This window comes from Paenarthrobacter sp. CCNWLY172 (assembly GCF_037402035.1).
In the GTDB taxonomy this organism is placed as follows: Bacteria; Actinomycetota; Actinomycetes; order Actinomycetales; family Micrococcaceae; genus Arthrobacter.
The window spans coordinates 164,709-189,138 of the sequence record NZ_JBBEGB010000004.1 but is presented as its reverse complement, the minus strand read 5'-3'; the positions used below and the strand labels follow the sequence as shown (position 1 = coordinate 189,138).

Sequence of the window (24,430 nt, the reverse complement as noted above, 5' to 3'; positions counted from 1 at the left end):
TCCGCTTGAAGCAGCCCGCCGGATGCAAGCGCACCCGGCGGGCTACTTCTGCAGGAGGTCTTCCTTGATGGTGTTGCCCGAGTCCACCACGATGAAGCAATCGACGCGGCGGTCGCCCCGATCCCAACTGGTGGTGCTCGGGTAGACGTTTTGCTGAAGCAAGACGTAGTTATCGGCGGCCTCGGTGAGCTTGGCCACCGCGGTCTTGCACACCTCCCGACCCTTGTCCCGGAGGGCGTTGGTTCCAGGGAATGAATCGTCGCCCGGGTACACGTGCACCCCAATGAGCTGGGCCGAGTGTTCGGTATCGCAGGCCACGGCGCGTGCCTCGCTGGCGTTGGGATCAAAGTCGGCGAAGCAGTCGCCCACCTGGAAGTCCTTGGAGTTGGCGTCACGGGGGAGTGGACCCGGGGTAGCCGTGGCGCTCGGGGTGGTGACAGCGGCTTCGGGCCGGGTTCCCAACAGATTCAGCAGTACCCAGATCACCACACCAATGAGTACGAGTACGCCCACTACGATCCCGCCGATGACCAATCTTTGCCTCTTGACTGGATCACCGTGGGGTTCTGGAGGCGACTCTTGACCTGGATAGGGTTGTTGGCCCGGATCGGGCTGCTGCCCCGGATACGGCATTTCGTAAGAAGGTGCTTGCCCGTCGCTGGGGGGCAGGGCGGGATCCGGCTGTGAACCTGGGTCGGGCACAAAATCAGGGTCGAGCTCGGGTGCAGGATCCGGCTGAAGTCCCGACGGCGGCGTCAACGGGGTTGCGGGTGGCTGCTCACCTGCCGCGGGTGGCTGGTCGCCAGGGACCCGGGGTGGCTGCTCACCAGCTGCATGCGGTGGGTTTTTGGGCGCGGGCGGCACCCCATCCTTGTCCCCTTCGCGTGGTGAACCATCGCGCGGTGGAGTGTTGTCCTGGCTCATTTCCGGAGTGTGCCTTCCTGCTGTGACGCCGCATTGAGGCAGACTCTACCCAATTTTTGGCCTCCGGGGAGGTGTTTGGCCGTGGTTTTGGCCTGAGTCGGCAGGCGCGCGGGCCTGTGGTGGCGCGCAGGCACTCCTGAAAGCATGTAATCTAGACATACGACAAATTGACCAAACATTCCGGGGCCTCACCGATAGCCAAGGTGACCACCTCCGGTCCAAGTACAAAAGGGGGTCACGCCATGGGGCGCGGCCGTCAAAAGGCAAAAGCTACCAAGCAGGCTCGGGATATTAAGTACTACTCCCCGAACACTGACTATTCGGCACTTGAGCGGGAGCTCACGGGTCCGTCCAGTCGTGTCAAGAGCCACTTCCCCGACGATCCCCCGGAGCCGGACTATTCGGCTTATGAGGATAAGTACGCGGAAGACGACGACGACGAGGTTGACACCCGCCGGATCGGATAGCTGTCGCAACCAACAGGTGCCGTAGGCACTGAGTAGCGCACCGCCGTCGTACTTCAAGGTCAACGCGCATTTTCGGATGCCGTATATCTTTTGAAAAGGGCCCTCAGGGCACGCCAATCATTGGCGTACCCTGAGGGCCCTTTTTTGCGTAGGCTGGAGGTTCGAGTGCATCGAAAGGAACGCCATGCCGGAGGCTGACAGCTACAAGCAGGGGACACCATGTTGGGTGGACCTTTCCTCCAACGATATTGACGTTTCCAGGAAGTTCTACAGCGACCTCTTCGGATGGGAGCTGGATGCCATGGACGCCGGGAATGGTATGACCTATTACATGGCAAAGCTCAAAGGCCGCTACGTCGCGGGCATGATGCAGCAGATGCCCGATGCTCCGGAAGGGATGCCGTCCTACTGGGCAAATTACCTGGCGGTGGACTCGGCAGATGAAGCGGCGCAGCGCGTTGAAGCGGCTGGAGGAACCCTGCTTTCCCCTCCCGACTCTGTCCCGAACGGCTCAGGGCGTATGTTCTTCGCCACAGATCCCACCGGAGCCCAGATCGGGTTCTGGGAAGCAGGCAATCACCCGGGATCCGGCCTGGTCAATGAACCGGGCACCATGATTTGGAATGAGCTGCAAACACATGACGTCCCCAAAGCTGTAGCGTTCTACGAGGCTGTGACAGGGTGCGCCAGCGAAACTGAACCTGCCGGTGACCTGCAGGAGTACACCAGCCTGCTGGTGGAGGGACGACGGGTCGCAGGTGCCCTGAAGCTGCCTATTGAGGGGTTGTCACCGTTCTGGATGACCTACTTCAACGTGGTGGACATTGATGCCACCGTGGAGCAGGCCGTTGAGTTGGGCAGCCACGTCATAGCCCCGGCCTTCGACGTGCCGGGAGTAGGTCGCATGGCCGTCCTCATGGATCCTGCCGGGGCAGCATTCAGCATCATGACGGGGCTTGAAGCATGACGGCACGGAAACGTTACGCCAGCGGTGAGCCCTGCTGGGCTGACCTTCAGACCAGGGACGTGGCCGCGGCCAAGGATTTCTATCACCAGGTCTTCGGGTGGAGCTTCAAGGACCTTCCCACTCCTGATGGCCGAAGCTACGCGCAAGCCTTCGTCAAGGATCAACTGGTGGCCGTGATCGCGCCGCAGAACCCCATGCAGGAGGCGGCCGGAACGCATGGCCAGTGGAACATCTATTTCGCTGCCACGGACACTGAAGAAATTGCCGACGACGCCGTTCACGCAGGCGGCAAGCTCCAGTTTGGTCCCGAGGCTGTCGCGGACACGGGGGTCCTGGCGTTCATCGAACCTCCCGGCGGCGGAACCACTGGCGTTTGGCAGGCTGGAACGCACGTGGGAAGTCATCTGTTCAATGAGCCCGGCGCATTGGCGTGGGCTGAACTGTTGACGCCCGAGCCGCAGTCCGCCGTCGCGTTTTTCCAGCAGCTTTTCGGTCATGAGGTCACCGAATACCCGCAGGACGACGGCGGCAGCTACAGCACGCTGATGGTCAAGGGCGACGAAGTAGCCGGTATCGTTCCTGCCGATGAAGGCGACGAGGCTGGTTGGCAGATCTACTTCGGTGTAGCGGACCTGCGCAAAGCCGTGGAAGCGGCAGTCGCAGCCGGGGGAGAGCTCCTCGTTGAGCCGGAGGACAAGCCGGAGGCGGGATCGCTGGCCACCATCCAGGATCCGCAGGGCGGAGTCCTGAGCCTGATACAGGTCTAGGAAGAGCAAAAGAGCGGCCGGTAGTCCAAGACTGCCCGGCCGCTCTTTCTAAGAGGCGATATATCTCTTAGGCGTACGCGTTCACCAAACGGACGGCGCCGCCGTCGACGCCCTTGGCGCCCTGGACGTAGTCCGGGCCGGTCTTGTCGATCGAGTCGCTGTCAGCCGAAACGGTGCCCATGACCCAGGACGGAAGGCCGCGGTCATTGAGGCGGGCCACTGCAGCGTCTGCTGCTTCGGCGGAAACAATGGCAACCATGCCCACGCCGAGGTTCAGCGTGCGCTCCAAGTCGGCCAACGGCACGTTGCCGAGCTCGGAGACCAGCTTGAAGATGGCCGGGAGTTCCCAGGTGTTGCGGTCAACCGTGGCCACGAGGCCCTGCGGGAGGACGCGGGCCAGGTTGGCGGCCAGGCCACCACCGGTGACGTGGCTGAAGCCGTGGACTGCCGCGCCGCCCGTAACGGGGAAGGTGCGGGCAAGGTCGAGGCAGTCAGCTGCGTAAACGCGGGTCGGCTCCAGGAGTTCTTCGCCCAGGGTGCGCCCGAGCTCGGAAACCTGGCGGTCCAGGGCCCAGCCGGCGTGGTTGATGACGCGGCGGACCAGTGAGTAGCCGTTGGAGTGCAGGCCCGAGGAGGCCATACCGATCACGACGTCACCGGCGCGGACACGGTCCGGGCCGAGGAGGGCGTCGGCCTCGACGATGCCGGTTGCGGCACCTGCGACGTCGTACTCGTGCTCACCCAGGAGGCCCGGGTGCTCAGCGGTTTCGCCACCCACCAGGGCGGTGCCGGCAACGGAGCAAGCAGCAGCGATACCGCGGACGATGTCTGCGATCCGCTCCGGAACAACCTTGCCGCACGCGATGTAGTCGGTCATGTAGAGCGGCTCAGCACCTACAACGACGATGTCGTCAACCACCATGCCCACCAGGTCGAAACCGATGGTGTCATGGATGTCCATGGCCTGCGCGATGGCTACCTTGGTGCCAACACCGTCAGTGGACGTGGCCAGCAGCGGCTTCTTGTAGGTGAGCAGTTTGGAGACGTCGTACAGGCCGGCGAAACCGCCGACGCCGCCAATCACCGAAGAGTTGTGTGTCGCCTTGATGGCGCCCTTCATGAGTTCGACTGCGCGGTCGCCCGCTTCAACGTCGACACCAGCAGAAGCGTAGGTGATGCCTGTTGTGTTCGGGGTGCTTCCAGCGGCGGGGGTTGCGGAGCTCATACAGACTCTTTCTTGTCGGCGTCGGTCAAACGATCAGCGTCGGTCAGCAGGTTCTCGAATTCGGCGTCGGGTCCGGGATCGCAACCCGTGGCGCCCGGCTTGTCAGCCGGATCCTCGGAATCGTCCACAGACTCGGACTGGGCAGCTGGTTCCAGGCCGCCCAGGTCCGTGCGTTCCAGCAGGTTCTTGCCCAGCTTGTCCGCGTGCGGCAGCTCGATGGGGTACTTGCCGGTGAAGCAGGCCGTGCAGAGGCGTTCGCGCGGCTGCTGGGTAGCGCCGATCATGCCGTCCTCGGAGATGTAGGCCAGCGAGTCAGCGCCGATGGCCTGGGAGATCTCCTCGATGGTGGCGCCGTTGGCGATCAGTTCCGCGCGGGACGCGAAGTCGATGCCGTAGAAGCAGGGCCACTGGACAGGAGGGGAAGAAATCTTGACGTGCACCGCGGCGGCACCGGCTTCCCGGAGCATCCGGACGATGGCGCGCTGGGTGTTGCCGCGAACGATGGAATCGTCCACCACCACAATGCGCTTTCCGCGGATCACGGATTCCAGGGCATTGAGCTTGAGCCGGATACCCAGCTGGCGCAGGGTCTGCGACGGCTGGATGAACGTGCGGCCCACGTAGGCGTTCTTGACGAAGCCATGGGCAAAGGGGATTCCGGATTGTTCGGCGTACCCAACAGCTGCGGGGGTACCGGACTCGGGAACGGGAATGACGAGGTCGGCCTCATGCGTGTTTTCGCGGGCCAACTGGCGGCCCATCTCAACGCGTGCCTCGTACACGGAGCGGCCGGCGATGGCAGCGTCCGGGCGGGCGAGGTAGACGTATTCGAAGACACAGCCGGCGGGAGTTGCCTCGGCGAAGCGCTGCGAACGGACGCCGTCCTCGTCGATGGCAATGAACTCGCCCGGCTCGATCTCGCGGATGAAGCTCGCACCAACAGTGGCCAGGCCTGCCTGCTCGGAAGCGACAACCCAGCCGCGGTCCAGGCGGCCAAGACACAGCGGACGGATGCCGTAGGTATCGCGGGCTGCGTAGAGCGTTCCTTCGTCCATGAAGACGAAGCAGAAGCCACCTTTGATCTTGGACAGCAGCTCCAGTGCAGTCTGCTCCAGGGTCTTGCCCTCTTCGCCCTCAAGGAGCGCGGTCACCAGCGCGGTGTCCGAGGTGTTGCCCTGCTTCATTTCACCGGTCAGCTGGCCGTCGTTGCGCTCAAGGATCATTTCCCGGAGCTCAGCGGTGTTGGTCAGGTTGCCATTGTGGGCCAAGGCAACCGTGCCGGTTGCTGTCGCACCCAGGGTTGGCTGCGCGTTGGCCCAGTGGCTTGCACCGGTGGTGGAGTACCGGCAGTGGCCAACAGCCAAGTGCCCGGTAAGGGTGTTCAGGGTTGTCTCATCGAAGACCTGTGACACAAGGCCCATGTCCTTATAGACATTAATGCGCTTGCCGTCACTGGTAGCTATACCAGCCGATTCTTGTCCGCGGTGCTGCAGCGCATACAGCCCGTAATAGGTGAGTTTTGCTACTTCTTCACCGGGAGCCCAAACCCCAAAGACGCCACAAGCGTCCTGAGGGCCTTTTTCGCCGGGGAGAAGATCATGAGAAAGTTTTCCGTCGCCACGTGCCACTGGTCGATTGTCTCATGTTGTGGCCGTGGTACGTTCCCCCGCAGCCTATGTGACCCTTTGATTGGGCGCAGAACAGGGGTGTTCCTTCGAAAATGCGGTGTGTCTCACATTTGGCTCCCCTCCGAAGAGGCGGGCCGGGCGCCCGACTTAGCGGACGTCGTCGTTCTCTGGTCCTTCGTCCGGAACCGAATCCGGAACGGGCTCAACCACGGCTCGCTGTGAGCGCTTGACGCTGATGCGGTCCAGGATCAGGGCAAGGATGGAGAAGAGGATGACGCCGCCGCCCGCGCAAACGATGAGGAAGAAGCCGAACACTGTGCCGGCGTCGAAAGCGGGGTCGGCTTGGCGGCCGTACGCGATGATGGCGGCCACGATTGCACCAACCACTGCTCCCAAAATCATGAAGGGTACAAACTTGGGTGCCCGGCGGACCGTGATCTCGCGGCGGGCGGAGTTGGGGGTAGTGTCCTCTGAAGCCATGCCTTCAAGCGTACCGTTCCCCGCCGATTCGACAGTTAATGCCAATGTCCTTGAAGAACATTGGCATTAACTGGAACTCTGCGGGAATGGGTCAGCTGCCGCGGTACGTCGAGTATGCGAACGGGCTCAGCAGGAGCGGCACGTGATAGTGCTCGCCGGCGTCGGAAACTGTGAAGTTCAGGTCCACTTCAGGGAAGAACGTCTCAGTGCCGAGGCCCTCGTAGTAGGCGCCGGTGGCGAAATTCAGCCGGTAAGCGCCGCCCGGAATCCGCTCCGGTCCGAGGGTCTTGATGCGCCCGTCGGCGTCGGTTTCACCCTTCGCCACCAGGGTCCAGTTGTCACCTTCACGGACATAAAGTACGACGGCGACACCCGCCGCCGGGCGGCCGGAACCTGTGTCCAGGATGTGGGTGGTTACTTGTGAAACGCTCATGCGTTGACTCCTTCGCTGACCAAGCCGGAGAGGCGCAACAATGCGATCTCCCGCAGCTGTCCAGCCACAATTGTGTCTTCTTCTTCGGGGGGGTGGGTGATGCGTTCCTGAAGGGTGCTGAGGATCTCCTGGGCGCTGCGGCCGGCGGCACGGATCAGGAAGACCCTGCCGAACTTTTCCTCGTAGGCGCGGTTGCCCTCAGCCAGGGCGGTGGTGGTGTGGCTGTCTCCAGGATCCACTCCGGCCTGCTCCGAACGCGACATTGCGGCCTCGGTGGTCTGGGCCTTGGGGCGTTCGCCGATGCGGGGGTGGTGTGCCATGGCTGACTCCACCTCGGCGGTGGTGAACGGTTCGGCGGCGCGCTGGGCGTGGCCCAGCAGTTCGTCGACGGTGGCGAAGGGCCGCGCGTCAGCGATGGCCTCCACCCAGCGGCTGATATCCAGGCAGGGGGTCAGGATCCTGATGGCCTCGTCCCGGTCAACACTGTTGAATTCTGCAAGCTCCATGCTTGTGACATCCTCGTGCAAATGCTGGCATCCATGGTGTGGGCTATGCGGAACTCCTGCTGGTGCAAGAGGAAGCCTTTACTTCAAGCTTCCGCATCATGGAACTGTTATTTCAGCATACGTAATTCAGTTAAGCCGAGTGATCGGCCCGGTGTCAAGAGACTACCGTCCTGTGGCGCCGTGTCCGCACTGTCAGGTACAGGCGATGGGCGGTGATTACCAAGGCCAACCATGCCACGCCGATAGCCCAGGCTGCCAGCACATCCGTCAGCCAGTGGTGGCCAAGGTAGACGCGGCTAAGGCCCATGGTGAAGGCAAAGACCCCGGCCACAAGTATGGTGACGACCCGTGCCCGCAAGGTCTTGAGCCGCAGGATGATCAGGTAGGCCACGATGCCGGCAATCACGATGGAGTTCAGTGAATGGCCGCTGGGGAAGGATGCGGAATGCTCGTAGGGAGGAATGGCGTCCGCGATGTCGGGGCGGGCGCGGCCGAAGATCGGCTTGCCCAAGATGGTGATGACCAGTGAGCCCAGCCCGGCAGCAAGCATTAGGATGACCGGTGTCCATGATCGCCGCTTGGTGGCCAGGAAGATCATGATGCCAACGGCAAGAATGGGCATGCCCACGGTGCCGCCAATATTCGTATAGGCGGTGGCGGCTGAGTCCAAGGCGGGAGAGCGGATGCTCTTTGCTGCGGCCAGGACGGGATCGTCCAAACCTGCAACGCCGTCGGCTTCCGTCACGGACTCGTAGACTTCGCCGAAAACCAGGGCCAGCGAGAGGGCTGCAGCGAGCCCTACTATCAAGGTGATGATGAGCGCGGCGTAGGGCCCCAGCAGTGAGGTGGCCTTTTCGGCGCCTCGGGCAAGTGTCCGGCCCGCGGGGGATTTCCAGTTGGTCAGGTCCTGCCCGGCGATGAACCTGTCCTGGCTTACTTCGCCGCGGACGCCTTGCTCCGGCGCCTCTTTTCCTTCAGTCGTCACTCATGTCCCCTATCCGTGGCGGCCTCAGTATTGGTGAGCAACCTTAGCAGTTGCTGCCCGGAGGTTCCTGGGAGTGCCATGCGGACAGGGTTACGCTACGTCGCGTTTACGTCGCGTTGTGAGGAAGCGGTTGGCCCACTTTGACCAGCAGCGTCTGCTCCGGGCCAAGCATTTTGCCGCCCTCACTGGTTGGCCGCAGCTCCGGGACGGGCTGACCCGAGACGGGATCGATGAGGACGGAATGTTCCTCTCCCTGGGTGAAGGCGTTGCGCTCGCCCCATTGCCGGAGGCTGAGGACCAGGGTGAACAGATCGCGCCCCGCATCCGTCAGCTCGTATTCGCTTCGGGTGCCTCGTTCGTTGGGAATCCTGGTCAGGATGCCTCTCTCCACCAAGAGGCGGAGCCGGTCCGAAAGGATGTTCTTAGCCACGCCCAGTGATCTCTCGAATTCGGTGAAGCGCCGTTTTCCGTCCAGCGAGTCACGAATGATGAGCAGGGTCCATTTGTCGCCCACCAGGTCCACGGCTCTGGCGATGGGGCATTCAGGATCCGTCCATTCACCTTCACTTGGTTGCAACATGAAACCATTCTGCCATAAGGTCACATGGTTGCATTATGAAACCAACTGCGGAGGCGCTGTGAGCACACACCTGAAGGATTCCAGCCGAGGACTTGGCCGTCGCTTGTTGTTCCTGCTCGCTGTGGCGGCCGGATTCATGGTGTCCAACATCTATTATGGGCAGCCCCTGCTCGAGCGCATCGGGACGGACCTGGGGATTCCAACGTCCGCGGTGGGCTGGATTGTGGCCGCATCCCAGGCTGGATACCTTCTGGGGCTGGTTCTCTTGGTGCCTTTGGGAGATGTCATGAACCGCCGGGTGCTCATTACCCTTCACATTGCGGCGACGGCCCTTGGCGGATCCGTGGTGGCCCTGGCAGATTCACAGACGGCCCTCCTGGGCGGCTTCCTGCTCCTTGGAATGGCCTCGTCGGTGGTTCAGACCATCGTGGCGTACACCGCCGCCTCCAGCACCCCCGACCAAAGGGGCGGAAACATCGGCACCGTCACGGCCGGCGTCGTGAGTGGCATCATCCTTGCCCGGACGCTGGCGGGAGGCCTGACGGACCTGTGGGGATGGCGGTCGGTCTACGTTCTCGCTGCGGTGGCAGGTGCGGTCCTCGCCGTCGCGGTTTTTCGCGCTCTGCCCCAAGACCGGGCCGAGAGGGGAGAAGTGGGGTACTGGCAGGCTGTCTCATCGGTGGTGGTCCTGACGCGGCGTAATCGCATATTTCGTACGCGGGCGCTGATCACCATGCTGCTGTTCGCGTCCTTCGGGGTGCTGTGGAGCGGTATGTCCCTGCTGCTCAGCAGTCCGGCGTGGCATCTGCCGCCGAGCGTGATCGGACTGTTTGGGTTCGCCGGCCTGATCGGCGTGGTGGCCGCATCCCGGGCAGGCGCCGCGGCTGACCGTGGGTGGGCGCAGCGGGTCACGGCGTGGAGCCTCGTTGCGCTCCTGGGTTCCTGGGTGGCTTTGTCCCTCGGCGGTTGGTCGCTGTTGTGGTTCGTTGCCGGCATCATCGTTCTCGACGCTGCAGTACAGGCCGTTCATGTCAGCAGCCAGACCTTGATCGTGGCAGGAGCTGAGGAGTCGGCCAGCAGCATTATCGGCAGCTACATGGTGTTCTATTCCGTGGGAAGCGCAGCGGGCGCGGCAGCTGTTGCGCCGGTCTACGATGCCTGGGGTTGGGCCGGGGCCAGCGTCCTGGGCGCGGTTTTTGCTGCGCTCGCGTTGGCGCTCTGGGGCACCGACCGGCTCATTCCGTACAAATCGAGCGGTCAGGCGCGGTTGGCTCGCTCCGCACAGCACGCTGGGGCAGAATGACCTCAACCAGCTGAAGGAGTTCGCACATGCCCGACATTCTGACGTCCAGGTTCCTGTTCGGTCCCGGCCCGGGCAATTGCTACCCCGAAGCCATGGCCGCCCTGGCCTATCCCGTGCTAGGGCACCTTGATCCGGTGTTCATCGAACGGCTTGACCACACTTGCGAGGGCCTCCGTACTGTTTGGGGAACCTCCAATGCGCGGACACTCCCGTTGAGTGCCACAGGTTCCGGCGGGATGGAAGCGGCTTTCGTGAACACCGTGTCCGACGGCGACGTGGCAGTTATCGCTGTGAACGGACTGTTTGGGGCGCGGATGTGCGAGGTCGCACGGCGCTGCGGGGCCACGGTGGTCCGGGTCGACCACGAATGGGGCCAGCCCGTAGATGCCGACCGTGTCCTCTCAGCGCATCCTCATCCGAAAGTCATCGCCGCCGTCCATGCTGAGACATCCGTCGGTGTACTTTCCGACATCGCCGCGCTGGGCGCAGGAAAGGGCGATGCCCTGCTGATCACCGACGCCGTCACCTCCATCGGCGGATTGGAACTGCTGGCGGACGACTGGGGGATCGACGTCGGATACGCCGGAACCCAGAAATGCCTGGGCGTTCCGCCGGGGCTGTCGCCGTTCACTCTGTCCGACCGCGCTTTCGAGCGCCGGGTCAAGGATCCGCGCTCCTGGTACCTCGACATCGGGTTGCTTGGTGGTTACGTCGGAGCGGCCAGTGGAGCCCGGACGTATCACCACACAGCGCCCGTCACCATGATCGCCGGGCTCGAAGCTGCCCTGGACCGGATCCTCGCCGAGGGGTTGGACGTGGTGCAGGCCCGGCACCGTGCTGCCGGCGCCGCTCTTCAGAACGGGCTGCAGGAGATGGGACTCGAACTGTTCGCCGCCGAGGGCTCCCGGTTGCCGAGCCTCACCACGGTCAAAGTGCCCGACGGCGTCAACTCGGCTGCCGTCCGCGCTTACCTTCTGGAGAACTTCAGTATGGAAATCGGCTCGGGTGTGGGGGAATTCGCGGACACTGTGTGGCGCATCGGCATGATGGGCCCGAACGCGAACAGCGCCTCGGTCACCCTGGTGCTGGGGGCGCTGAAGGAAGCGATCGCGAAAGCCTAGCGCGACGCTCTCTCACGTCCCGCGTGGTTGGGTGGGACGCTCGCTCACGTCCCGCGTGGTTGGGTGGGACGCTCTCTCACGTCCCGCGTGGTTGGGTGGGACGCTCTCTCACGTCCCGCGTGGTTGGGTGGGACGCTCTCTCACCTTCCGGCGCCCGACCCGTCAATCGGTGACGTGACCGGCGTCGTACGTTAACGTCGCGGAGGCGGCGGTGCTGCCGTCGGCGGGCTGAATCGAGGTGATGGTCAACAAGCCCGCGCCCGGCAGCGTGACCGATTGCCCTTCGCGGAAGGCCTGCTTGCGCTGTTGTTCGGCGGTGCGGATCCAGAACTGGATAGCGGGGGCGCCGTCAGCGATTCCGATTTTGACCACGCCCACTTTGACGCCGTCGAAGGTTGGCTGCATGCCTTGTTTGACTGTTACGAGCTGTTCCACGGCCATCCTTACTTCACGTCCACGGAGTACACGGAGTCGAAGTTTTCCTTGTACTCATCTTCGGTCAGTTCCAGCGTGCCGGACTTGTGGTCGTCGTCGTCCTCCAAGTAGCCGCCGGACGGACCCCACGGGTTCGCCAGGACGATGACTTTCTCGCCGTCGTCGTTGGTTTTCACATCAACCACAACGTAGGCATGGTTGGGCACGACGTCGGTGCGGTTGACTTCGTCAGACTCCCAGACCCAGTCGAAGTCGTCGTCCTTGACGTCTTCGGTACCCACGGAAATGGCTTGGCCGTCGGCGAGCTTGTCCTCGATGTCATCAAAGTTCAGTTCGCCGTCCTTGTCGGCGGACTGCCCGGTCATCAGTTCCATGGCTTCGTTGCTGAATCCGCCGTCGATGTCGTCGTATGATCCGCCGCGGTGCTCAGCTGCTGCGCGCTCGTAGATGGACAGCCAGTTGGGTTCGCCGTCAGCGCCGCGGACACCGCCTTCGGTTGACTTGGCCTCCACAGTGACTTCCACGGGCTCGCCGTCTTCGTAGAGGGTGACCACCCAGTGCGTCGGGGGATCGCCGACGGGGCGCATATGCTCCTCAAGGAACTCGTCCAGCTTGCCTTCGCGCTCCAGCACCTGGGCCACGGAGCCAATGCCTGCCAACAGCCAGCAGTCGCCGATCTGTCCCTGGTTGATGTCGCTGGGGTCGCCGGCGTCGGGGTCGTTGCGGACGTCGCCGGGCACATCGACGTCGGGCATGTCCGGGTCCAGCGGACCGGGGTCGCCGGGCGGGTTAGAATCTCCCCGCCCGGAATGATCGGTGCCGGAGGACCCCGACGCTCCCGAGCTGGACTTGTCCTGCTCGTCCGCGTTGCGGATCAGTTCCTTGGCCTGGGTCTGCAGCTCAGAAGAGATTTTCTTCAGCATGGGGCGGTGTTCGGAGTCCCACGAAGCCCGGAACATCGCAGCGTCCCGGCCATCCCACCTTGCGTTGCTGATGAGGTGACCCAGCTCCGTGGACAGGGAGGTCATCCGTTCCGAGTGGCGCGACATCGTCTTTGCCAGTGCCCGCAATTGTTCAATGTCAGCACCGTAAAATCCCGGCATTACTTGCCCCCCTCAGGAATTTCGTTGGTATCGCAGTTCTTGGATTTCACCGGAACAGTGACGTCAAGGTAGGCCGGGAACTTCGATCGGATGGTCACCGTGGCGCCCGCAGCGTCAGTGCTGCGCGTGACCACCCAGCCGCCCGGCACGGGGTCAATGCCGTCGAAGGAAGGGAAGCCGTGCTCTCTCAGGACCGGATCCGCCACCGCAAAGACGTCCTCGAAACTCCTTGAAGGTTCCACGATGTCCGCGCTGCTCTTCATGCTCCGTGGGGCGAGCATGCACCTGCCGTCGTCGATGCGGCTCAGGCGTGCAGGATCATCCACGGACCACGTGATGTCCGGCATCCTTGCCTCCAAGGCCGCAACAAGATCGGCGGTCAGGGCATTGTACTTAGCGACGCTTTCTGCCACGGGAGCCGGTTCGGCGGTAATTGGCGGCGCGCTGCTGGGTTCGCGGGTGGGTCCGTCGGGGGTGCCGCTGCATCCCGAAGCAAGAGTCACCACCGTAAGGGCAGCAGCCAGCGCCCAAGGCTTGCGGTGCACGCGGCGGTTCATTTCGTCCCCAGTTCCAGTTAGCGTTCGACGGCGGATCTCACCGAATGTTTTCACGTTGCGTTGCTCTGGGCGATGGGCAGAACAACCCGTACAGGTGAGAGAGGGTTCGGCTCAAGCACGTGGGAGGTGAGAGAGGGTCCGGCTCAAGCACGCGGGAGGTGAGAGAGGGTCAGGCTCAAGCACGCGGGACGTGAGAGAGGGTCAGGTGTTGCGGGTCAGGATCCAGGTGTTGGTGCCGTCCTGGCGTTCGAACGTCACCGTGGTTACCAGGGCTTCGATGAGTGCCAACCCGCGGCCGGATTCGGCTTCGGAGTCTGGCATGGACGCCTGCATGTCGCTCGCGAAGGGCTCACGGGCGTTGTACGCGCTGACCCTCGCGACCAGCCGGGCGGGCCGGACGCTGATGTCCACGTCGATCTCCACGGGCTTCTCTGCGACAGGAACCGCGTGCTGCACGATGTTCGCCGCTGCCTCGATGACTGCGGTGGCAAAGGTCATCCGATCCATATCGGGTACAAAGGAGGCATCGTCCCAGAGAGCGTCCAGCTCATTGTGGATCGCCTCGATCGCGTCCTCATTGGATGGCCCATGGAACCCTCGGCGGGCGATCACCTCAGTCATCGCCGAACGCCTCCTCGGCTGAGGGGTACGCCGTGAGCACCCGGTCCATGTTGGTCAGTTCCAGGACCATCTTCACCTGCGGCTGCACACCGGCAATGCGGAGGTCGCCACCTGCCTGGCGTGCGGCTTTGAGGCAACCGATGAGCGCTCCGAGGCCTGATGAGTCCATGAAGTCCGTCTCTGCCAGGTTGACCACAACCCGGCTTGAACCGCTGGCAACAACCTCGTTCACTACTTCGCGGAGCTTGGGTGCCGCCACCATGTTCAAGCGGCCCACGCTCTTCACTTCCGCGTAGGAGTCCTTGACCTCATAGCTGAACTGCATCTGCATTCCTTTCCTCGGGGCTCTCCGGCCCAACATCTCCAGGGACAAAACCCTTGTACAAAACTGCCTTGACCAGCACGCTCAGGACCACCAGGTCGAATGCCACCCAGGCGACATTCACCAGCGTGCCGAGGGGCTCCGAAAGACCAGTCAAAAGGCGGGCGATCCCGACCACCAGCGCAATAGCCAACAACACCGCCACGATGATCTGCGGACGGATCAGGCTCCAGCTCGGGCCGCCGCTCTGGCGCGCCTTGGGGGTGACGGCAAACCCGAGGGGGCGTCCGAACCAAACGTTCCGGGCCGCCGTCGTACATGCCTTGATCCAGGTGGGGAACAACGCAAGGCTGTACTGCTGTCCGCGCCAGGTGGGGATGCCGTGCCCGGCCACCACAAACAGCAGCTGGTTGACCACCATGAACGGGATGAACCGGATGAAGAAGTCGAAGCTGAGGCTGCTCACCGGGAGGATGCCGAGCGTCAGGTAGATGATGGGCGCCGCGAAGTACACCACGGCCGCGAAGCCGCTGAGGTAGCTCCACATGGTGGAGAAGTACATAAGCCGCTGGCCCCACGAGAGCCTGGGCTGGACCAACGGGTTCTCGCGAAGGAGGACCTGCATGGTGCCCTGTGCCCAGCGAAGCCGTTGGGTGAGCATGGTCTTGAGATCCTCGGGCGCCAATCCGTTGGCCAGGATTTCGTGGTGGTAGACGCTCTTCCAGCCCAGCGAGTGGATGCGCATTGCCGTGGCCATGTCCTCGGTGACTGAGATGGTGGCCAGTGGCATGATCGGCTGCGCTTCGTCGGTGCGTTCCACGGAGATGGCGTCCAGGACAGCGTGGACCGACTCGAGCGCACCCAACGGTGACCAGTCGCGGCCGGACATACGGTCGACGGCGTCACTCGCCACAGTGGTCACACCGGACTCGCCGACGTGGGCGAGTTCCATCGCGGCGATCTCTTCGAGGTCGGCCTGCAGCGCGGAGAAGTCGGCAGCCACGAGGGTGCGCACGGCCTCGTCCACTTTGCGCCGCACCCGGTACGTGATCTCGCTGAGGGACACGCGTGCTTCGAGTTCCTGCTGGGCTGTATTGGTTGCTGCCTCCACCTCGTTGAGCATCTGCTCCACCAAGGGGTTGCGGGCCTCTTCGGAGCGCCGTGCCTTTTTGATGGCCGAACGGGAGGCAGCAAGGGCGCGACGGACACTCTTCTCCGTGGCTTTGACGTAGCCCACCAGGCCGAGCTGCATGAGGGCTTCACGGCGGAGGATCGCGTTTGAGCCGCAGAAGAACGCCGCGTTCCAGCCGTCCTTGCCCTGCTGGATGGGACCGTAGAACAGCGGCGCCTGGCTGCCCAGGGGATCGTCGGCGGGGACGTTGATGAAGTATTGGGGGGTCTGGACCAACGCCACGCGGTCATCGTTGAAGTAGCCCAGCGTCTTGTCCAGGATGTCAGGCTCGGGGATCTGGTCGGCGTCGAGAATCAGCAGGTATTCGCCCGAGGTGACCATCAGCGCGTTGTTCAGGTTGCCGGCTTTGGCGTGCCGCGGCATGTCCGGTGTCCAGTCCGCGCCTCGCGTCACATAGCCAATCCCGTTCGATTCGGCGAGTTGGCGCATTTCGGGGCGATCGCCGTCGTCGAGTATCCAGGTGCTGTGCGGCCAGCGGATGTCCTTGGCGGCCAGTGCCGTGGTCATTACCAGGTCCAGCGGCTCGTTGTAGGTGGTGATGAAAACGTCCACGGTGGCGTCGGCCGGGGCAGGGGGTGGGGGCTTGCGGATCTTCAGGTTCCACACCGTCAGTCCGAAGAGCATCACGTCGATGAGGCTGTACGTCTCAGCGATCACCAACGGAACGGCGATCCACCATGCGTCCCAGTTCAGCGACGCCATCCAACGCCAGGCCACATAGTTGACGCCCAAGATGACTGTCAGAACAACCAACAGCCGGGTCCAGAAACGTGTCACAATCCCCCCCTTTTTTGTGGTCTTTAGTGCTGGACGTCAGGTTTTCTACGAACGACGACGGCGGTCACGTCGTCTTCCGCTGTTTCGACCGGGGCCAACCCCAGCAGGGCCGCGCACACATCGTCCGACGTTTCCTCGCTCCGCGCTGCCTTCTCGACGTTCCGGATGAAGTCTTCGAGGGATGCGTGGGCGTCCAGTACGCCGTCGCTGACGATTACCAGCGTGTCGCCTGGTTCCAGCAGGAGCTCAGCGGCGGGCCAGTGCTGACCGTCGAGGATGCCCACCGGGGGCCCGGCGGACACAAGCCTCTGCGCTGCCCCCTCCGCCGGGATGTGCAGGGCAAGTCCGTGGCCAGCGTCGATGTAGCTGAACCTTCCGGAGGGAGCGTCCAGCCGCGCGTGGAACATCGTGGCGAAGGAGCCGGACTGGTCCAGGTCCGAGGTGATGGTGGCGCTGGCTGAGGCGAAGGCGGCGTCGATGGCCGGAGTGTCGGCCACTGAACGCATCACCGCACGGACGGTGGCTGCGATCAAGGCCGCGCCCATGCCCTTGCCCATGGCGTCCGCGAACGTCAGGTGCATGCCGTCGCGGGTCTGGTACCAGTCGTAGAAGTCCCCACCTACGCTGCGGGTGGGGCGGAAGGCGCCAGCGACGTCGTATCCTTCGAGGCGGACTGTTTCGCGCGGGAGGAGGCTCTTCTGCACCACTGCTGCGCGCTCGAGTTCGTCCGTTTGGCCGCTGTCCTCGGCCGGCGCGGCGGGCGTGCGGGCCCGGCGGAACAGCGCGCGGATACGGGCTTGAAGTTCCTTGGGACTGAAGGGCTTGTTGATGTAGTCGTCGGCGCCGATGTCCAGGCCGTTGAGCCTGTCAATCTCGTCTGCGCGTGCCGTGAGCATGAGGATGTAGGCGTCCGAGAATTCGCGGAGCCGGCGGCAGACTTCCATGCCGTCAATGTCCGGGAGATTCACATCGAGGGTCACGAGTTCCGCGTTGGTATTGCGGACAGCCTCGACGCCGGACAGACCGTCAGGTGCTTCGGTCACCACAAAGTCGAGCTGCTCGAGGACCAGGACGAGGAGTCCGCGGATGTCGGCATCATCTTCGACGACTACAGCGTGGCGCACGGGTGGGGAAGAGACCATGGCTCCATTAACTAATGCTGCTGGGTATTTGTCACGTTTAGTCACGACACATGAAACGCCCGCTCACAAAAGTGGGCGGGCGTTACATCTTTTGTTCAGTTATATGAGAGAGGGTTGCCCTCAAACACGCGGAAGGTGAGAGAGGGTTGCCCTCAAACACGCGGGAGGTGAGAGAGGGTTAGACGCCCAGCTCTTCCTTGAGCGCCTGGACGTGGCCCTGCGCAGAAACCTGGTACTGGGTGAGCTTCACGGTGCCTTCGCCGTCGAGGACAACGGTGGAGCGGACCAGGCCTTCGACGATTTCGCCGTCAACCAGCTTCTCGCCCCAAGCGCCGTAAGCGAGGGCCACTTTGTGGTCTTCGTCGGAGAGCAGCGGGAAGGTCAGGGCGAATTCACCGGTGAACTTCGCGAGGTCCTCTGGGCCGTCCGGGGAGATCCCGATGACGTCGTAGCCCTTGCCCTGGAGGCTGGCGAGGTTGTCGCGGAAGTCGCAAGCCTCGGTGGTGCAGCCGGGGGTGGCTGCCTTCGGGTAGAAGTACACAATGACGTTGCGTCCGCGGTAGTCGGACAGCGAGACCTTGGTGCCGTCGGCGTCGAGAAGCGCGAAATCAGGTGCTTGCGTTCCGACGAGGAGTTTCTGGGTCATGGCGATCCTTTACATTCAACCGGTGTGCACCGGCGGTCATTTCAAACAACAGCGATCATTCAAAGAACGAAGTCAATGAAGTAGAACAGCGAAATCAGATGCTGTATTCCGCGGGTCCGCGCACTGTGGCATAAGGGCCTGGCACGAACTGGTAGCCGCCACCACGGACGGTGGCGACGGTGTGTCGGGCGGAGCCTAGCTTCCGCCGCACCCTTCCAACATAAACGTCGATCGACCGAAATGCCGCGCCGGGGAGGTCAAATGACTCCAGGAAGCGTTGCAATTCTTCACGACTGATGGCCCGTGAGCAGTTCACCACGAGGTAGCGGAGCAGCTTGTATTCCATGCCAGTAAAGGCCACGGGCTCGCCGTCCAGCAGCACTACTTCAGCGGCGAGGTCCACCGCAAGTTGGCTGCGGCGGCTCGCCAACGTTACGGGCTCGACGGCGGTGCTGCCGCCCGCTTCGGTGCGGTCGCCGCCGTCGGAAGCGGCTTCCGAACGGGTCACCGAACGCGCCTCCGCGAGGGCATCGGCGAGCGAGAGAGAACCGTTGGTACCGGCGTCGGCGGCTTCCTGCGGAGTGCCGCCCCAGGAAGTGTCGCCGACGCCGGAGTGCTGTGCCCCGGTGGCGGGCCAGATGCGGACTTCCGCCTCCGGGGCAAGTTTCATGGCACGGGCCAGCACAAGCCGTGCTGCCCGCTCCCAGACTTCAGGGTCGATCTCGTCGCCCTCGGCCGGGTTGACCCAGAGCGCCAGGCCGTGTGCGGTCATGCCGTTCCGGCGCGCGGCAGTTCCCCGCGACGGCGGCGGCCCGTAGGCATTGACTGCCATGGCGGTAGACCTAAACGTTGCCGCGGCGGAGCAGCTTGCCGCCGGGGTTCTGGCCGTCGATCGGGGTGCCGCGCAGGTAGGTCTTGCGGACGACGCCGGCGAGCGGACGGCCGTCGTACGGCGTGATCGGGTTCTTGTGCTTGAGCTTGGTGACGTCCACAACGAAGGCTTCGTCCGGGGCGAAGATGGAGAAGTCGGCGTCGTAGCCCAGGGCGAGTTGGCCCTTGTTGTGCAGGCGGGCCAGGGCGGCGGGCTTCTCCGCCATCCAGGAGACGACCTGTTCCAGCGGGATGCCGCGGTGGCGGGCTTCGGTCCAGATCAGGGAAAGGCCCAGCTGGAGCGAGGAAACGCCGCCCCATGCCACTGCGAAGTCACCGTTTTCCAGGTCCTTCAGGTCCAGTGTGGACGGGGAGTGGTCCGAGACGATGCAGTCGATGGTGCCGTCCTGCAGGCCCTTCCAGAGGAGCTCGCGGTTGGAGGCCTCGCGGATGGGCGGGCAGCACTTGTAGGCCGTGGCGCCGTCGGGGATTTCTTCGGCCATGAGCGTCAGGTAGTGCGGGCAGGTCTCAACGGTGAGGTTGACGCCGTCGCGCTTTGCCGAAGCGATCATGGGAAGCGCGTCGGAGGAGGAGAGGTGCAGGATGTGGGCGCGGGCGCCGGTCCAGCGGGCACGTTCGATGACCTCGGCGATTGCCTTGTTCTCGGCGCCGCGGGGGCGGGAAGCCAGGAAGGTCTCGTAGTGGTCGCCGCCGGGGTGCGGGGCGCGGTCGATCGCGTGGGAGTCCTCGGCGTGCACGATCATGAGGGAGTCGAAGGACTTGAGCTCCTTCATGTCCTCTTCCATCTCGTCTGCATCGAGGTGCGGGAACTCGTCCACGCCGGAGTGCAGGAGGAAGCACTTGAAGCCGAACACGCCCTCGTCGTGCAGCGGGCGGAGGTCGCTCTTGTTGCCCGGGATGGCACCGCCCCAGAATCCGACGTCCACGAAAGCCTGGTCCTTGGCGACCACGCGCTTCTGCTCCAGGCCGTCCACGGTGGTGGTGGGCGGGATGCTGTTCAGCGGCATGTCGATGATGGTGGTCACACCACCGGCAGCTGCGGCACGGGTGGCGGAGGCGAAGCCTTCCCACTCGGTGCGGCCGGGCTCGTTAACGTGGACGTGGGTGTCCACCAGGCCGGGGATCAGGGTTTCGTCGTCTGCGAGTTCGATGACCTCGTTGCCCGTCAGGCCGTTGCCCAGGGGTTCGATGGCGACGATGACGCCGTCGCGGATGCCAACTTCGCGGGCTGCGAGGCCGGCGGTGGTCAGGATGCGCTGGCCCCGGATAACGAGGTCATAGGCGCCGATTGCTTCAGACATTGAGGTACTCCTTGTTTTCGGTCCGTTCCGCCAGGTACACGCCTATGTGCTTACCTAATTGTTCAAGCAACGGACCTGCTTCAGCGATACATTTTTGGACATCTTTTTCCAGGTCGGTCAGTGCATGGACCGTATGGAAGCCGGCATCCGTGAGTTGTTCCCGGCTCAGGGTACTCCGACCGCAGACTGCGATCACGGGAACCCCGTTCCTTTGTGCCGCCCGCGAGACTCCCATGGGGGTCTTGCCGAGCAGGCTTTGCTCGTCCAGGCTGCCTTCTCCAGTGATCACCAGGTCGGCGCCTTTGAGCCTGCGCTCGAGTTCAGTGAATTCAAGCACGACGTCGATACCCGGTCGCCGCTCAGCCTTCAGTGCCGCGATGGCAATGTAGCCAACGCCGCCTGCTGCTCCAGCGCCTTCTGCCTTGGCTGCGTACTTGGCATGTTGCCCTGTTGTGGCTGCGAGGACGTCGACGAAGTGGCTTGCTGCAGCATCCAGTTCCGTGACGTCGTCCGGCGTCGCGCCCTTTTGCGGACCGAAGATGGCTGGGGCTCCGCTGGCCCCCAAAAGGGGATTGTCGACGTCGGACGCCAACACGAACTCCGTTGCCTCGACGCGGACGTCGAAGTTGGAGAAGTCGATGCTGTCGATGTCCGCGAGTGCGGCACCGCCGCCGGGGAGCTCGTTGCCGTTCTTGTCCAGGTAGACGGCGCCGAGGCCCTGCAGGACTCCTGCGCCGGCATCGGTGTTGGCGCTGCCGCCGACACCCAGGATGATCTTGCGGCAGCCGAGGTCCAGCGCGGCGCGGATGAGTTCGCCCGTTCCGATGCTGGTCGCGATTTTCGCCGTCTGGGACGTGGGGCCGTCCGGCAGGAGGGCGAGACCGGAAGCTGCCGCCATTTCGATGACAGCTTCCTGGTCCCGCACCGCGAAGTCGGCCTTCACTGGCTCGCCGAGCGGGCCGGTGACGGTGGTGGTCCGGCGGGTGAAGCCGGAGCCGATGGCGGCGTCGATGGTTCCTTCGCCGCCGTCAGCCACCGGAATGCGTGTTGCTTCAATGCCTTGGCCGAACCCCGCCTGCAGGCCTGTTGCCAGGTGCTTGGCGACGTCGGGCGCGGACAGCGAGCCCTTGAATTTGTCCGGGGCGATGACAACACGCATTCCGGTGCCTCCTTACTGTTTCTCTTTAGGCCTTGGCCAGGATCGCCGTGGGTGCGTCCGCCGCGGTCTCTGCCAGCTCTTCGAACTCGTTCACGCCGTTGATCTCAACGCCCATGGAGATGTTGGTGATCTTTTCCAGGATCACTTCAACAACCACGGGAACCTTGAACTCGCCCATCAGTGCCTTGGCCTTGTCGAAGGCGGCGGGCAGGTCGTTCGGGTCCTCAACGCGGATGGCCTTGACGCCCAAGCCCTCGGCAACCTTGATGTGGTCAACGCCGTAGCCGTTGGTTTCCGGGCTGTTGATGTTCTCGAAGGCCAGGGAAACGTTCTGCTCCATGTTGAAGCCGCGCTGGCTCTGACGGATCAGGCCCAGGTAGCTGTTGTTCACCACAACGTGGATGTACGGCAGGTTGAACTGTGCGCCCACGGCCAGTTCCTCGATCATGAACTGGAAGTCGTAGTCACCGGACAGGGCCACAACGGTGGCATCCGGGGTTCCACGAACAACGCCCAAGGCGGCGGGAGCGGTCCAGCCCAGCGGGCCGGCCTGGCCTGCGTTGATCCACTTGCGGGCACCGAACACGTGCAGCATCTGTGCGCCGGCGATCTGCGACAGGCCAATGGTGGACACGTAGGTGGTGTCGCGGCCGAAGGCCTTGTTCATCTCCTGGTATACGCGCTGCGGCTTGATGGGCACGTTGTCGAAGTTGGTCTTGCGGTGCAGGGAGCCCTTGCGCTCCTGGCACTCGGCAACCCAACCCGAGTAGTCCGGCAGGGTCTTGGCTGCCTGGCGTTCGCGAGCCAGCTCCAACAGACCGTCCAGCGCCGCACCGGCGTCGGACGCAATGCCCAAGTCCGGCGAGAAAACGCGACCGATCTGCGTCGGCTCGATGTCGATGTGAACGAACTTACGGCCAGCCGTGTAGGTGTCCAAGCCGCCGGTGTGACGGTTGGCCCAACGATTGCCGATACCGATCACGAAGTCGCTCTGCAGGAACGTCTCGTTGCCGTAGCGGTGCGAGGTCTGCAGGCCAACCATGCCGGCCATCAGCTGGTGGTCGTCCGGGATGGCGCCCCAGCCCATCAAGGTGGGGATGACCGGAACGTTCAGGATCTCGGCCAGCTCAACCAGCTGGGCCGAAGCGCCGGCGTTGATGATGCCGCCACCGGCAACGATCAGAGGGTGCTTGGCTGCGGTCAGCAGGTCCAGTGCCTTTTCCAGCTGCTTGCGGGAAGCCTTGGGCTTCTCGATGGGCAGGGGCTCGTAGGCATCGATGTCGAACTCGATCTCGGCCATCTGAACGTCGATGGGCAGATCCAGCAGGACCGGGCCCGGACGACCCGAACGCATCAGCTGGAAGGCCTTCTGGAACGCGCCGGGAACCTGGCCCGGCTCCAGGATGGTCATGGCGAACTTGGTCAACGGCTTGGCGATGGACTCGATGTCCACGGCCTGGAAGTCTTCCTTGTGCAGCTTGGCAACCGGAGCCTGGCCGGTGATGCAGAGCATGGGGATGGAATCAGCCTGGGCCGCGTACAGGCCGGTGATCATGTCCGTGCCAGCGGGGCCCGACGTGCCGATGCAGATGCCGATGTTGCCATCAGCTGCGCGGCTGTAGCCGTCAGCCATGTGGCTGGCGCCTTCAACGTGGCGGGCCAGCGTGTGGCGGATGCCGCCGTGGGCACGCATTGCTGAGTAGAAGGGGTTGATCGCTGCGCCGGGCAGACCGAAAGCTTCGGTTGCGCCTTCCTTTTCCAGGATGGCTACGGCCGCATCAACGGTGCGCATCTTTGCCATGGTGTACTCCTTGTTTTTTGCCCTTTCGGGCGAAGTCTGTGGTGTTTTTGGGTGTGCTGAGGGAGCTGCCGTCGTTTAAGTACGACGGCGGGTTCCCTGCTTGTGTTGCTTTGCCGGCTTTTGCCGGGGTGCTTACTTCCGGCCGCTGAGCTGGAGGACCTGCTTGAAGAGGCCCGAGTGGTCGAGGCCGCCGTCGCCCTGGTTGACGGTTGCGGCGACGAGCTGGGCGACAACTGCGCCGAGCGGGACAGCGACGTTGGCTTCGCGGGCTGCGGAGGTGACGATGCCGAGGTCCTTGTGGTGGAGGGCCAGACGGAAGCCGGGGTCGAAGTTGCGGTCCAGCATCTTCTGACCCTTCTGGTCGAGGACCTTGGAGCCGGCCAAGCCGCCGCCGAGGACCTTCAGTGCTGCGTCGGTGTCTACGCCGTAGGCCTCAAGGAAGGCGATTGCCTCGCCGAGGACCTGGATGTTGACGGCCACGATCAGCTGGTTGGCTGCCTTGACGGTCTGGCCGGAACCGGACGGGCCGACGTGGACGATGGTCTTGCCCACTGCGTTGAGGACATCCTGTGCTGCCTCGGAATCCTCCGCGGAGCCGCCGACCATGATGGACAGAACGGCGTCGATTGCGCCCTGTTCGCCACCGGATACGGGAGCGTCGAGCGGGCGGATGCCTGCTGCGACTGCGTCTTCGGAGAGGCGCTTGGCGACGTCCGGGCGGATACTGGATGCGTCAATCCAGATGGTGCCCTTCTTCGCGTTGGCGAAGACGCCGTCCTTGCCGCTGACAACACCCTCAACATCGGGGGAGTCCGGGACCATGGTGATGACGACGTCGGCGTCCTTGACTGCGTCCGCGATGCTGGTGGCACCCTGGCCGCCTTCGGAGACGAGCTTGTCGATCTTGTCCTGGCTGCGGTTGAAACCGGTGACCGTGTGGCCGGCCTTGACGAGGTTGATGGCCATGGGGAGGCCCATGATTCCGAGTCCGATGACTGCAACGTTGCTCATTGTGGTTCTCTTTCTGGGGAAGTCTGTGTGTTTTTAACCCGGGTGTGCTTACCCAACTAGGTGACAGTAAGTGTCGTATTGAGTGC

The 24,430-nt window shown here is 63.6% G+C and carries 25 protein-coding genes and 1 pseudogene; 5 read left to right on the top strand and 21 right to left on the bottom strand.

The window, feature by feature from the left end:
* Positions 1-42: 42 nt before the first annotated feature.
* Positions 43-513, bottom strand: a complete 471-nt coding sequence (locus tag WBN73_RS07610; RefSeq protein ID WP_337339921.1) for a septum formation family protein — start codon at positions 511-513, stop codon at positions 43-45.
* Positions 514-1,166: 653 nt separating this feature from the next.
* Between WBN73_RS07610 and WBN73_RS07605 the strand changes: the two genes are divergently transcribed.
* From WBN73_RS07605 to WBN73_RS07595, 3 genes are all read left to right on the top strand, one after another.
* Positions 1,167-1,391 carry a DUF3073 domain-containing protein gene (locus tag WBN73_RS07605; RefSeq protein WP_011776148.1) on the top strand — a complete coding sequence of 75 codons (225 nt, stop codon included), beginning with the start codon at positions 1,167-1,169 and terminating at the stop codon, positions 1,389-1,391.
* Between the two features lie 184 nt (positions 1,392-1,575).
* Positions 1,576-2,358: a VOC family protein gene (locus tag WBN73_RS07600; protein WP_280623814.1), complete on the top strand. Its 783-nt coding sequence runs from the start codon at positions 1,576-1,578 to the stop codon at positions 2,356-2,358.
* A complete protein-coding gene (locus WBN73_RS07595; RefSeq protein WP_337339922.1) occupies positions 2,355-3,125 on the top strand; it encodes a VOC family protein in 771 nt (256 codons plus the stop codon). The genes WBN73_RS07600 and WBN73_RS07595 overlap by 4 nt, the downstream gene beginning before the upstream one ends.
* 67 nt (positions 3,126-3,192) lie before the next feature.
* Here WBN73_RS07595 and purM read toward each other — a convergent pair whose 3' ends face one another.
* From purM to WBN73_RS07560, 7 genes are all read right to left on the bottom strand, one after another.
* Positions 3,193-4,350 carry a phosphoribosylformylglycinamidine cyclo-ligase gene (gene purM / locus WBN73_RS07590; RefSeq protein WP_089596294.1) on the bottom strand — a complete coding sequence of 386 codons (1,158 nt, stop codon included), beginning with the start codon at positions 4,348-4,350 and terminating at the stop codon, positions 3,193-3,195.
* The gene (gene purF / locus WBN73_RS07585; protein ID WP_337339923.1) at positions 4,347-5,978 is read right to left on the bottom strand and encodes an amidophosphoribosyltransferase; all 1,632 of its coding nucleotides are present in this window, start codon (positions 5,976-5,978) and stop codon (positions 4,347-4,349) included. Before purF ends, purM begins: the two co-directional genes overlap by 4 nt.
* Before the next feature lie 147 nt (positions 5,979-6,125).
* Positions 6,126-6,458, bottom strand: a complete 333-nt coding sequence (locus tag WBN73_RS07580) for a hypothetical protein (RefSeq protein WP_207594984.1) — start codon at positions 6,456-6,458, stop codon at positions 6,126-6,128.
* Positions 6,459-6,549: 91 nt separating this feature from the next.
* On the bottom strand, positions 6,550-6,891 hold the full coding sequence (gene uraH, locus WBN73_RS07575) for a hydroxyisourate hydrolase (protein ID WP_337339924.1): 342 nt from the start codon (positions 6,889-6,891) through the stop codon (positions 6,550-6,552).
* Positions 6,888-7,397: a 2-oxo-4-hydroxy-4-carboxy-5-ureidoimidazoline decarboxylase gene (gene uraD, locus WBN73_RS07570; RefSeq protein WP_337339925.1), complete on the bottom strand. Its 510-nt coding sequence runs from the start codon at positions 7,395-7,397 to the stop codon at positions 6,888-6,890. Before uraD ends, uraH begins: the two co-directional genes overlap by 4 nt.
* A gap of 154 nt (positions 7,398-7,551) precedes the next feature.
* A complete protein-coding gene (locus tag WBN73_RS07565; protein WP_337339926.1) occupies positions 7,552-8,382 on the bottom strand; it encodes a phosphatase PAP2 family protein in 831 nt (276 codons plus the stop codon).
* Positions 8,383-8,488: 106 nt separating this feature from the next.
* Positions 8,489-8,962 carry a winged helix-turn-helix transcriptional regulator gene (locus WBN73_RS07560; protein ID WP_337339927.1) on the bottom strand — a complete coding sequence of 158 codons (474 nt, stop codon included), beginning with the start codon at positions 8,960-8,962 and terminating at the stop codon, positions 8,489-8,491.
* A 58-nt stretch (positions 8,963-9,020) separates the two neighbouring features.
* Here WBN73_RS07560 and WBN73_RS07555 point away from each other — a divergent pair, with 58 nt between their 5' ends.
* Together WBN73_RS07555 and WBN73_RS07550 are read left to right on the top strand one after the other, a co-directional pair.
* Complete coding sequence (locus tag WBN73_RS07555; protein ID WP_337339928.1) at positions 9,021-10,265, top strand: MFS transporter; 1,245 nt, start codon at positions 9,021-9,023, stop codon at positions 10,263-10,265.
* Between the two features lie 26 nt (positions 10,266-10,291).
* The gene (locus WBN73_RS07550) at positions 10,292-11,386 is read left to right on the top strand and encodes a pyridoxal-phosphate-dependent aminotransferase family protein (RefSeq protein WP_280623802.1); all 1,095 of its coding nucleotides are present in this window, start codon (positions 10,292-10,294) and stop codon (positions 11,384-11,386) included.
* 162 nt (positions 11,387-11,548) lie between these two features.
* On the opposite strand, the gene WBN73_RS07545 is transcribed toward WBN73_RS07550, so the two are convergent.
* The 13 genes and pseudogenes from WBN73_RS07545 to WBN73_RS07485 form a co-directional block, all read right to left on the bottom strand.
* Positions 11,549-11,821 carry a hypothetical protein gene (locus tag WBN73_RS07545; protein ID WP_207594970.1) on the bottom strand — a complete coding sequence of 91 codons (273 nt, stop codon included), beginning with the start codon at positions 11,819-11,821 and terminating at the stop codon, positions 11,549-11,551.
* An 8-nt stretch (positions 11,822-11,829) separates the two neighbouring features.
* On the bottom strand, positions 11,830-12,924 hold the full coding sequence (locus WBN73_RS07540) for a C2 family cysteine protease (protein ID WP_337339929.1): 1,095 nt from the start codon (positions 12,922-12,924) through the stop codon (positions 11,830-11,832).
* Complete coding sequence (locus WBN73_RS07535; RefSeq protein WP_337339930.1) at positions 12,924-13,481, bottom strand: hypothetical protein; 558 nt, start codon at positions 13,479-13,481, stop codon at positions 12,924-12,926. The genes WBN73_RS07540 and WBN73_RS07535 overlap by 1 nt, the downstream gene beginning before the upstream one ends.
* 201 nt (positions 13,482-13,682) lie before the next feature.
* Positions 13,683-14,102, bottom strand: coding sequence for an ATP-binding protein (locus WBN73_RS07530; protein ID WP_337339931.1), 420 nt, complete (start codon positions 14,100-14,102; stop codon positions 13,683-13,685).
* Positions 14,095-14,427, bottom strand: coding sequence for an STAS domain-containing protein (locus WBN73_RS07525; protein ID WP_089596282.1), 333 nt, complete (start codon positions 14,425-14,427; stop codon positions 14,095-14,097). The genes WBN73_RS07530 and WBN73_RS07525 overlap by 8 nt, the downstream gene beginning before the upstream one ends.
* Positions 14,411-16,393 (bottom strand): glycosyltransferase family 2 protein, encoded by a 1,983-nt coding sequence (locus tag WBN73_RS07520; RefSeq protein WP_337339932.1) that lies wholly within the window; start codon positions 16,391-16,393, stop codon positions 14,411-14,413. The genes WBN73_RS07525 and WBN73_RS07520 overlap by 17 nt, the downstream gene beginning before the upstream one ends.
* A gap of 23 nt (positions 16,394-16,416) precedes the next feature.
* On the bottom strand, positions 16,417-17,535 hold the full coding sequence (locus WBN73_RS07515) for a PP2C family protein-serine/threonine phosphatase (protein WP_337339933.1): 1,119 nt from the start codon (positions 17,533-17,535) through the stop codon (positions 16,417-16,419).
* Positions 17,536-17,713: 178 nt separating this feature from the next.
* Complete coding sequence (gene bcp, locus WBN73_RS07510) at positions 17,714-18,181, bottom strand: thioredoxin-dependent thiol peroxidase (RefSeq protein ID WP_089596279.1); 468 nt, start codon at positions 18,179-18,181, stop codon at positions 17,714-17,716.
* A gap of 94 nt (positions 18,182-18,275) precedes the next feature.
* Positions 18,276-19,013 (bottom strand): winged helix-turn-helix domain-containing protein, encoded by a 738-nt coding sequence (locus WBN73_RS07505; RefSeq protein WP_337339934.1) that lies wholly within the window; start codon positions 19,011-19,013, stop codon positions 18,276-18,278.
* 10 nt (positions 19,014-19,023) lie between these two features.
* Complete coding sequence (gene allB, locus WBN73_RS07500) at positions 19,024-20,373, bottom strand: allantoinase AllB (RefSeq protein WP_091324862.1); 1,350 nt, start codon at positions 20,371-20,373, stop codon at positions 19,024-19,026.
* Entirely contained in the window at positions 20,366-21,532 is a 1,167-nt protein-coding gene (locus WBN73_RS07495) for a glycerate kinase (RefSeq protein ID WP_337339935.1), read from the bottom strand. The genes allB and WBN73_RS07495 overlap by 8 nt, the downstream gene beginning before the upstream one ends.
* A gap of 25 nt (positions 21,533-21,557) precedes the next feature.
* Positions 21,558-23,333, bottom strand: a complete 1,776-nt coding sequence (gcl, locus tag WBN73_RS07490; RefSeq protein ID WP_337339936.1) for a glyoxylate carboligase — start codon at positions 23,331-23,333, stop codon at positions 21,558-21,560.
* 132 nt (positions 23,334-23,465) lie between these two features.
* A pseudogene (locus WBN73_RS07485) lies at positions 23,466-24,356 on the bottom strand (2-hydroxy-3-oxopropionate reductase); the annotation flags it as partial.
* Positions 24,357-24,430 lie beyond the last annotated feature (74 nt).

Coding starts and splice junctions, on each gene's coding strand:
- WBN73_RS07605 (WP_011776148.1), top strand. CDS start 1,167: ATGGGGCGCGGCCGTCAAAAGGCAAAAGCTACCAAGCAGGCTCGGGAT.
- WBN73_RS07600 (WP_280623814.1), top strand. CDS start 1,576: ATGCCGGAGGCTGACAGCTACAAGCAGGGGACACCATGTTGGGTGGAC.
- WBN73_RS07595 (WP_337339922.1), top strand. CDS start 2,355: ATGACGGCACGGAAACGTTACGCCAGCGGTGAGCCCTGCTGGGCTGAC.
- purM (WP_089596294.1), bottom strand. CDS start 4,350: ATGAGCTCCGCAACCCCCGCCGCTGGAAGCACCCCGAACACAACAGGC.
- WBN73_RS07580 (WP_207594984.1), bottom strand. CDS start 6,458: ATGGCTTCAGAGGACACTACCCCCAACTCCGCCCGCCGCGAGATCACG.
- uraH (WP_337339924.1), bottom strand. CDS start 6,891: ATGAGCGTTTCACAAGTAACCACCCACATCCTGGACACAGGTTCCGGC.
- uraD (WP_337339925.1), bottom strand. CDS start 7,397: ATGGAGCTTGCAGAATTCAACAGTGTTGACCGGGACGAGGCCATCAGG.
- WBN73_RS07560 (WP_337339927.1), bottom strand. CDS start 8,962: ATGTTGCAACCAAGTGAAGGTGAATGGACGGATCCTGAATGCCCCATC.
- WBN73_RS07550 (WP_280623802.1), top strand. CDS start 10,292: ATGCCCGACATTCTGACGTCCAGGTTCCTGTTCGGTCCCGGCCCGGGC.
- WBN73_RS07540 (WP_337339929.1), bottom strand. CDS start 12,924: ATGCCGGGATTTTACGGTGCTGACATTGAACAATTGCGGGCACTGGCA.
- WBN73_RS07535 (WP_337339930.1), bottom strand. CDS start 13,481: ATGAACCGCCGCGTGCACCGCAAGCCTTGGGCGCTGGCTGCTGCCCTT.
- WBN73_RS07530 (WP_337339931.1), bottom strand. CDS start 14,102: ATGACTGAGGTGATCGCCCGCCGAGGGTTCCATGGGCCATCCAATGAG.
- WBN73_RS07525 (WP_089596282.1), bottom strand. CDS start 14,427: ATGCAGTTCAGCTATGAGGTCAAGGACTCCTACGCGGAAGTGAAGAGC.
- WBN73_RS07515 (WP_337339933.1), bottom strand. CDS start 17,535: ATGGTCTCTTCCCCACCCGTGCGCCACGCTGTAGTCGTCGAAGATGAT.
- bcp (WP_089596279.1), bottom strand. CDS start 18,181: ATGACCCAGAAACTCCTCGTCGGAACGCAAGCACCTGATTTCGCGCTT.
- WBN73_RS07505 (WP_337339934.1), bottom strand. CDS start 19,013: ATGGCAGTCAATGCCTACGGGCCGCCGCCGTCGCGGGGAACTGCCGCG.
- allB (WP_091324862.1), bottom strand. CDS start 20,373: ATGTCTGAAGCAATCGGCGCCTATGACCTCGTTATCCGGGGCCAGCGC.
- WBN73_RS07495 (WP_337339935.1), bottom strand. CDS start 21,532: ATGCGTGTTGTCATCGCCCCGGACAAATTCAAGGGCTCGCTGTCCGCG.
- gcl (WP_337339936.1), bottom strand. CDS start 23,333: ATGGCAAAGATGCGCACCGTTGATGCGGCCGTAGCCATCCTGGAAAAG.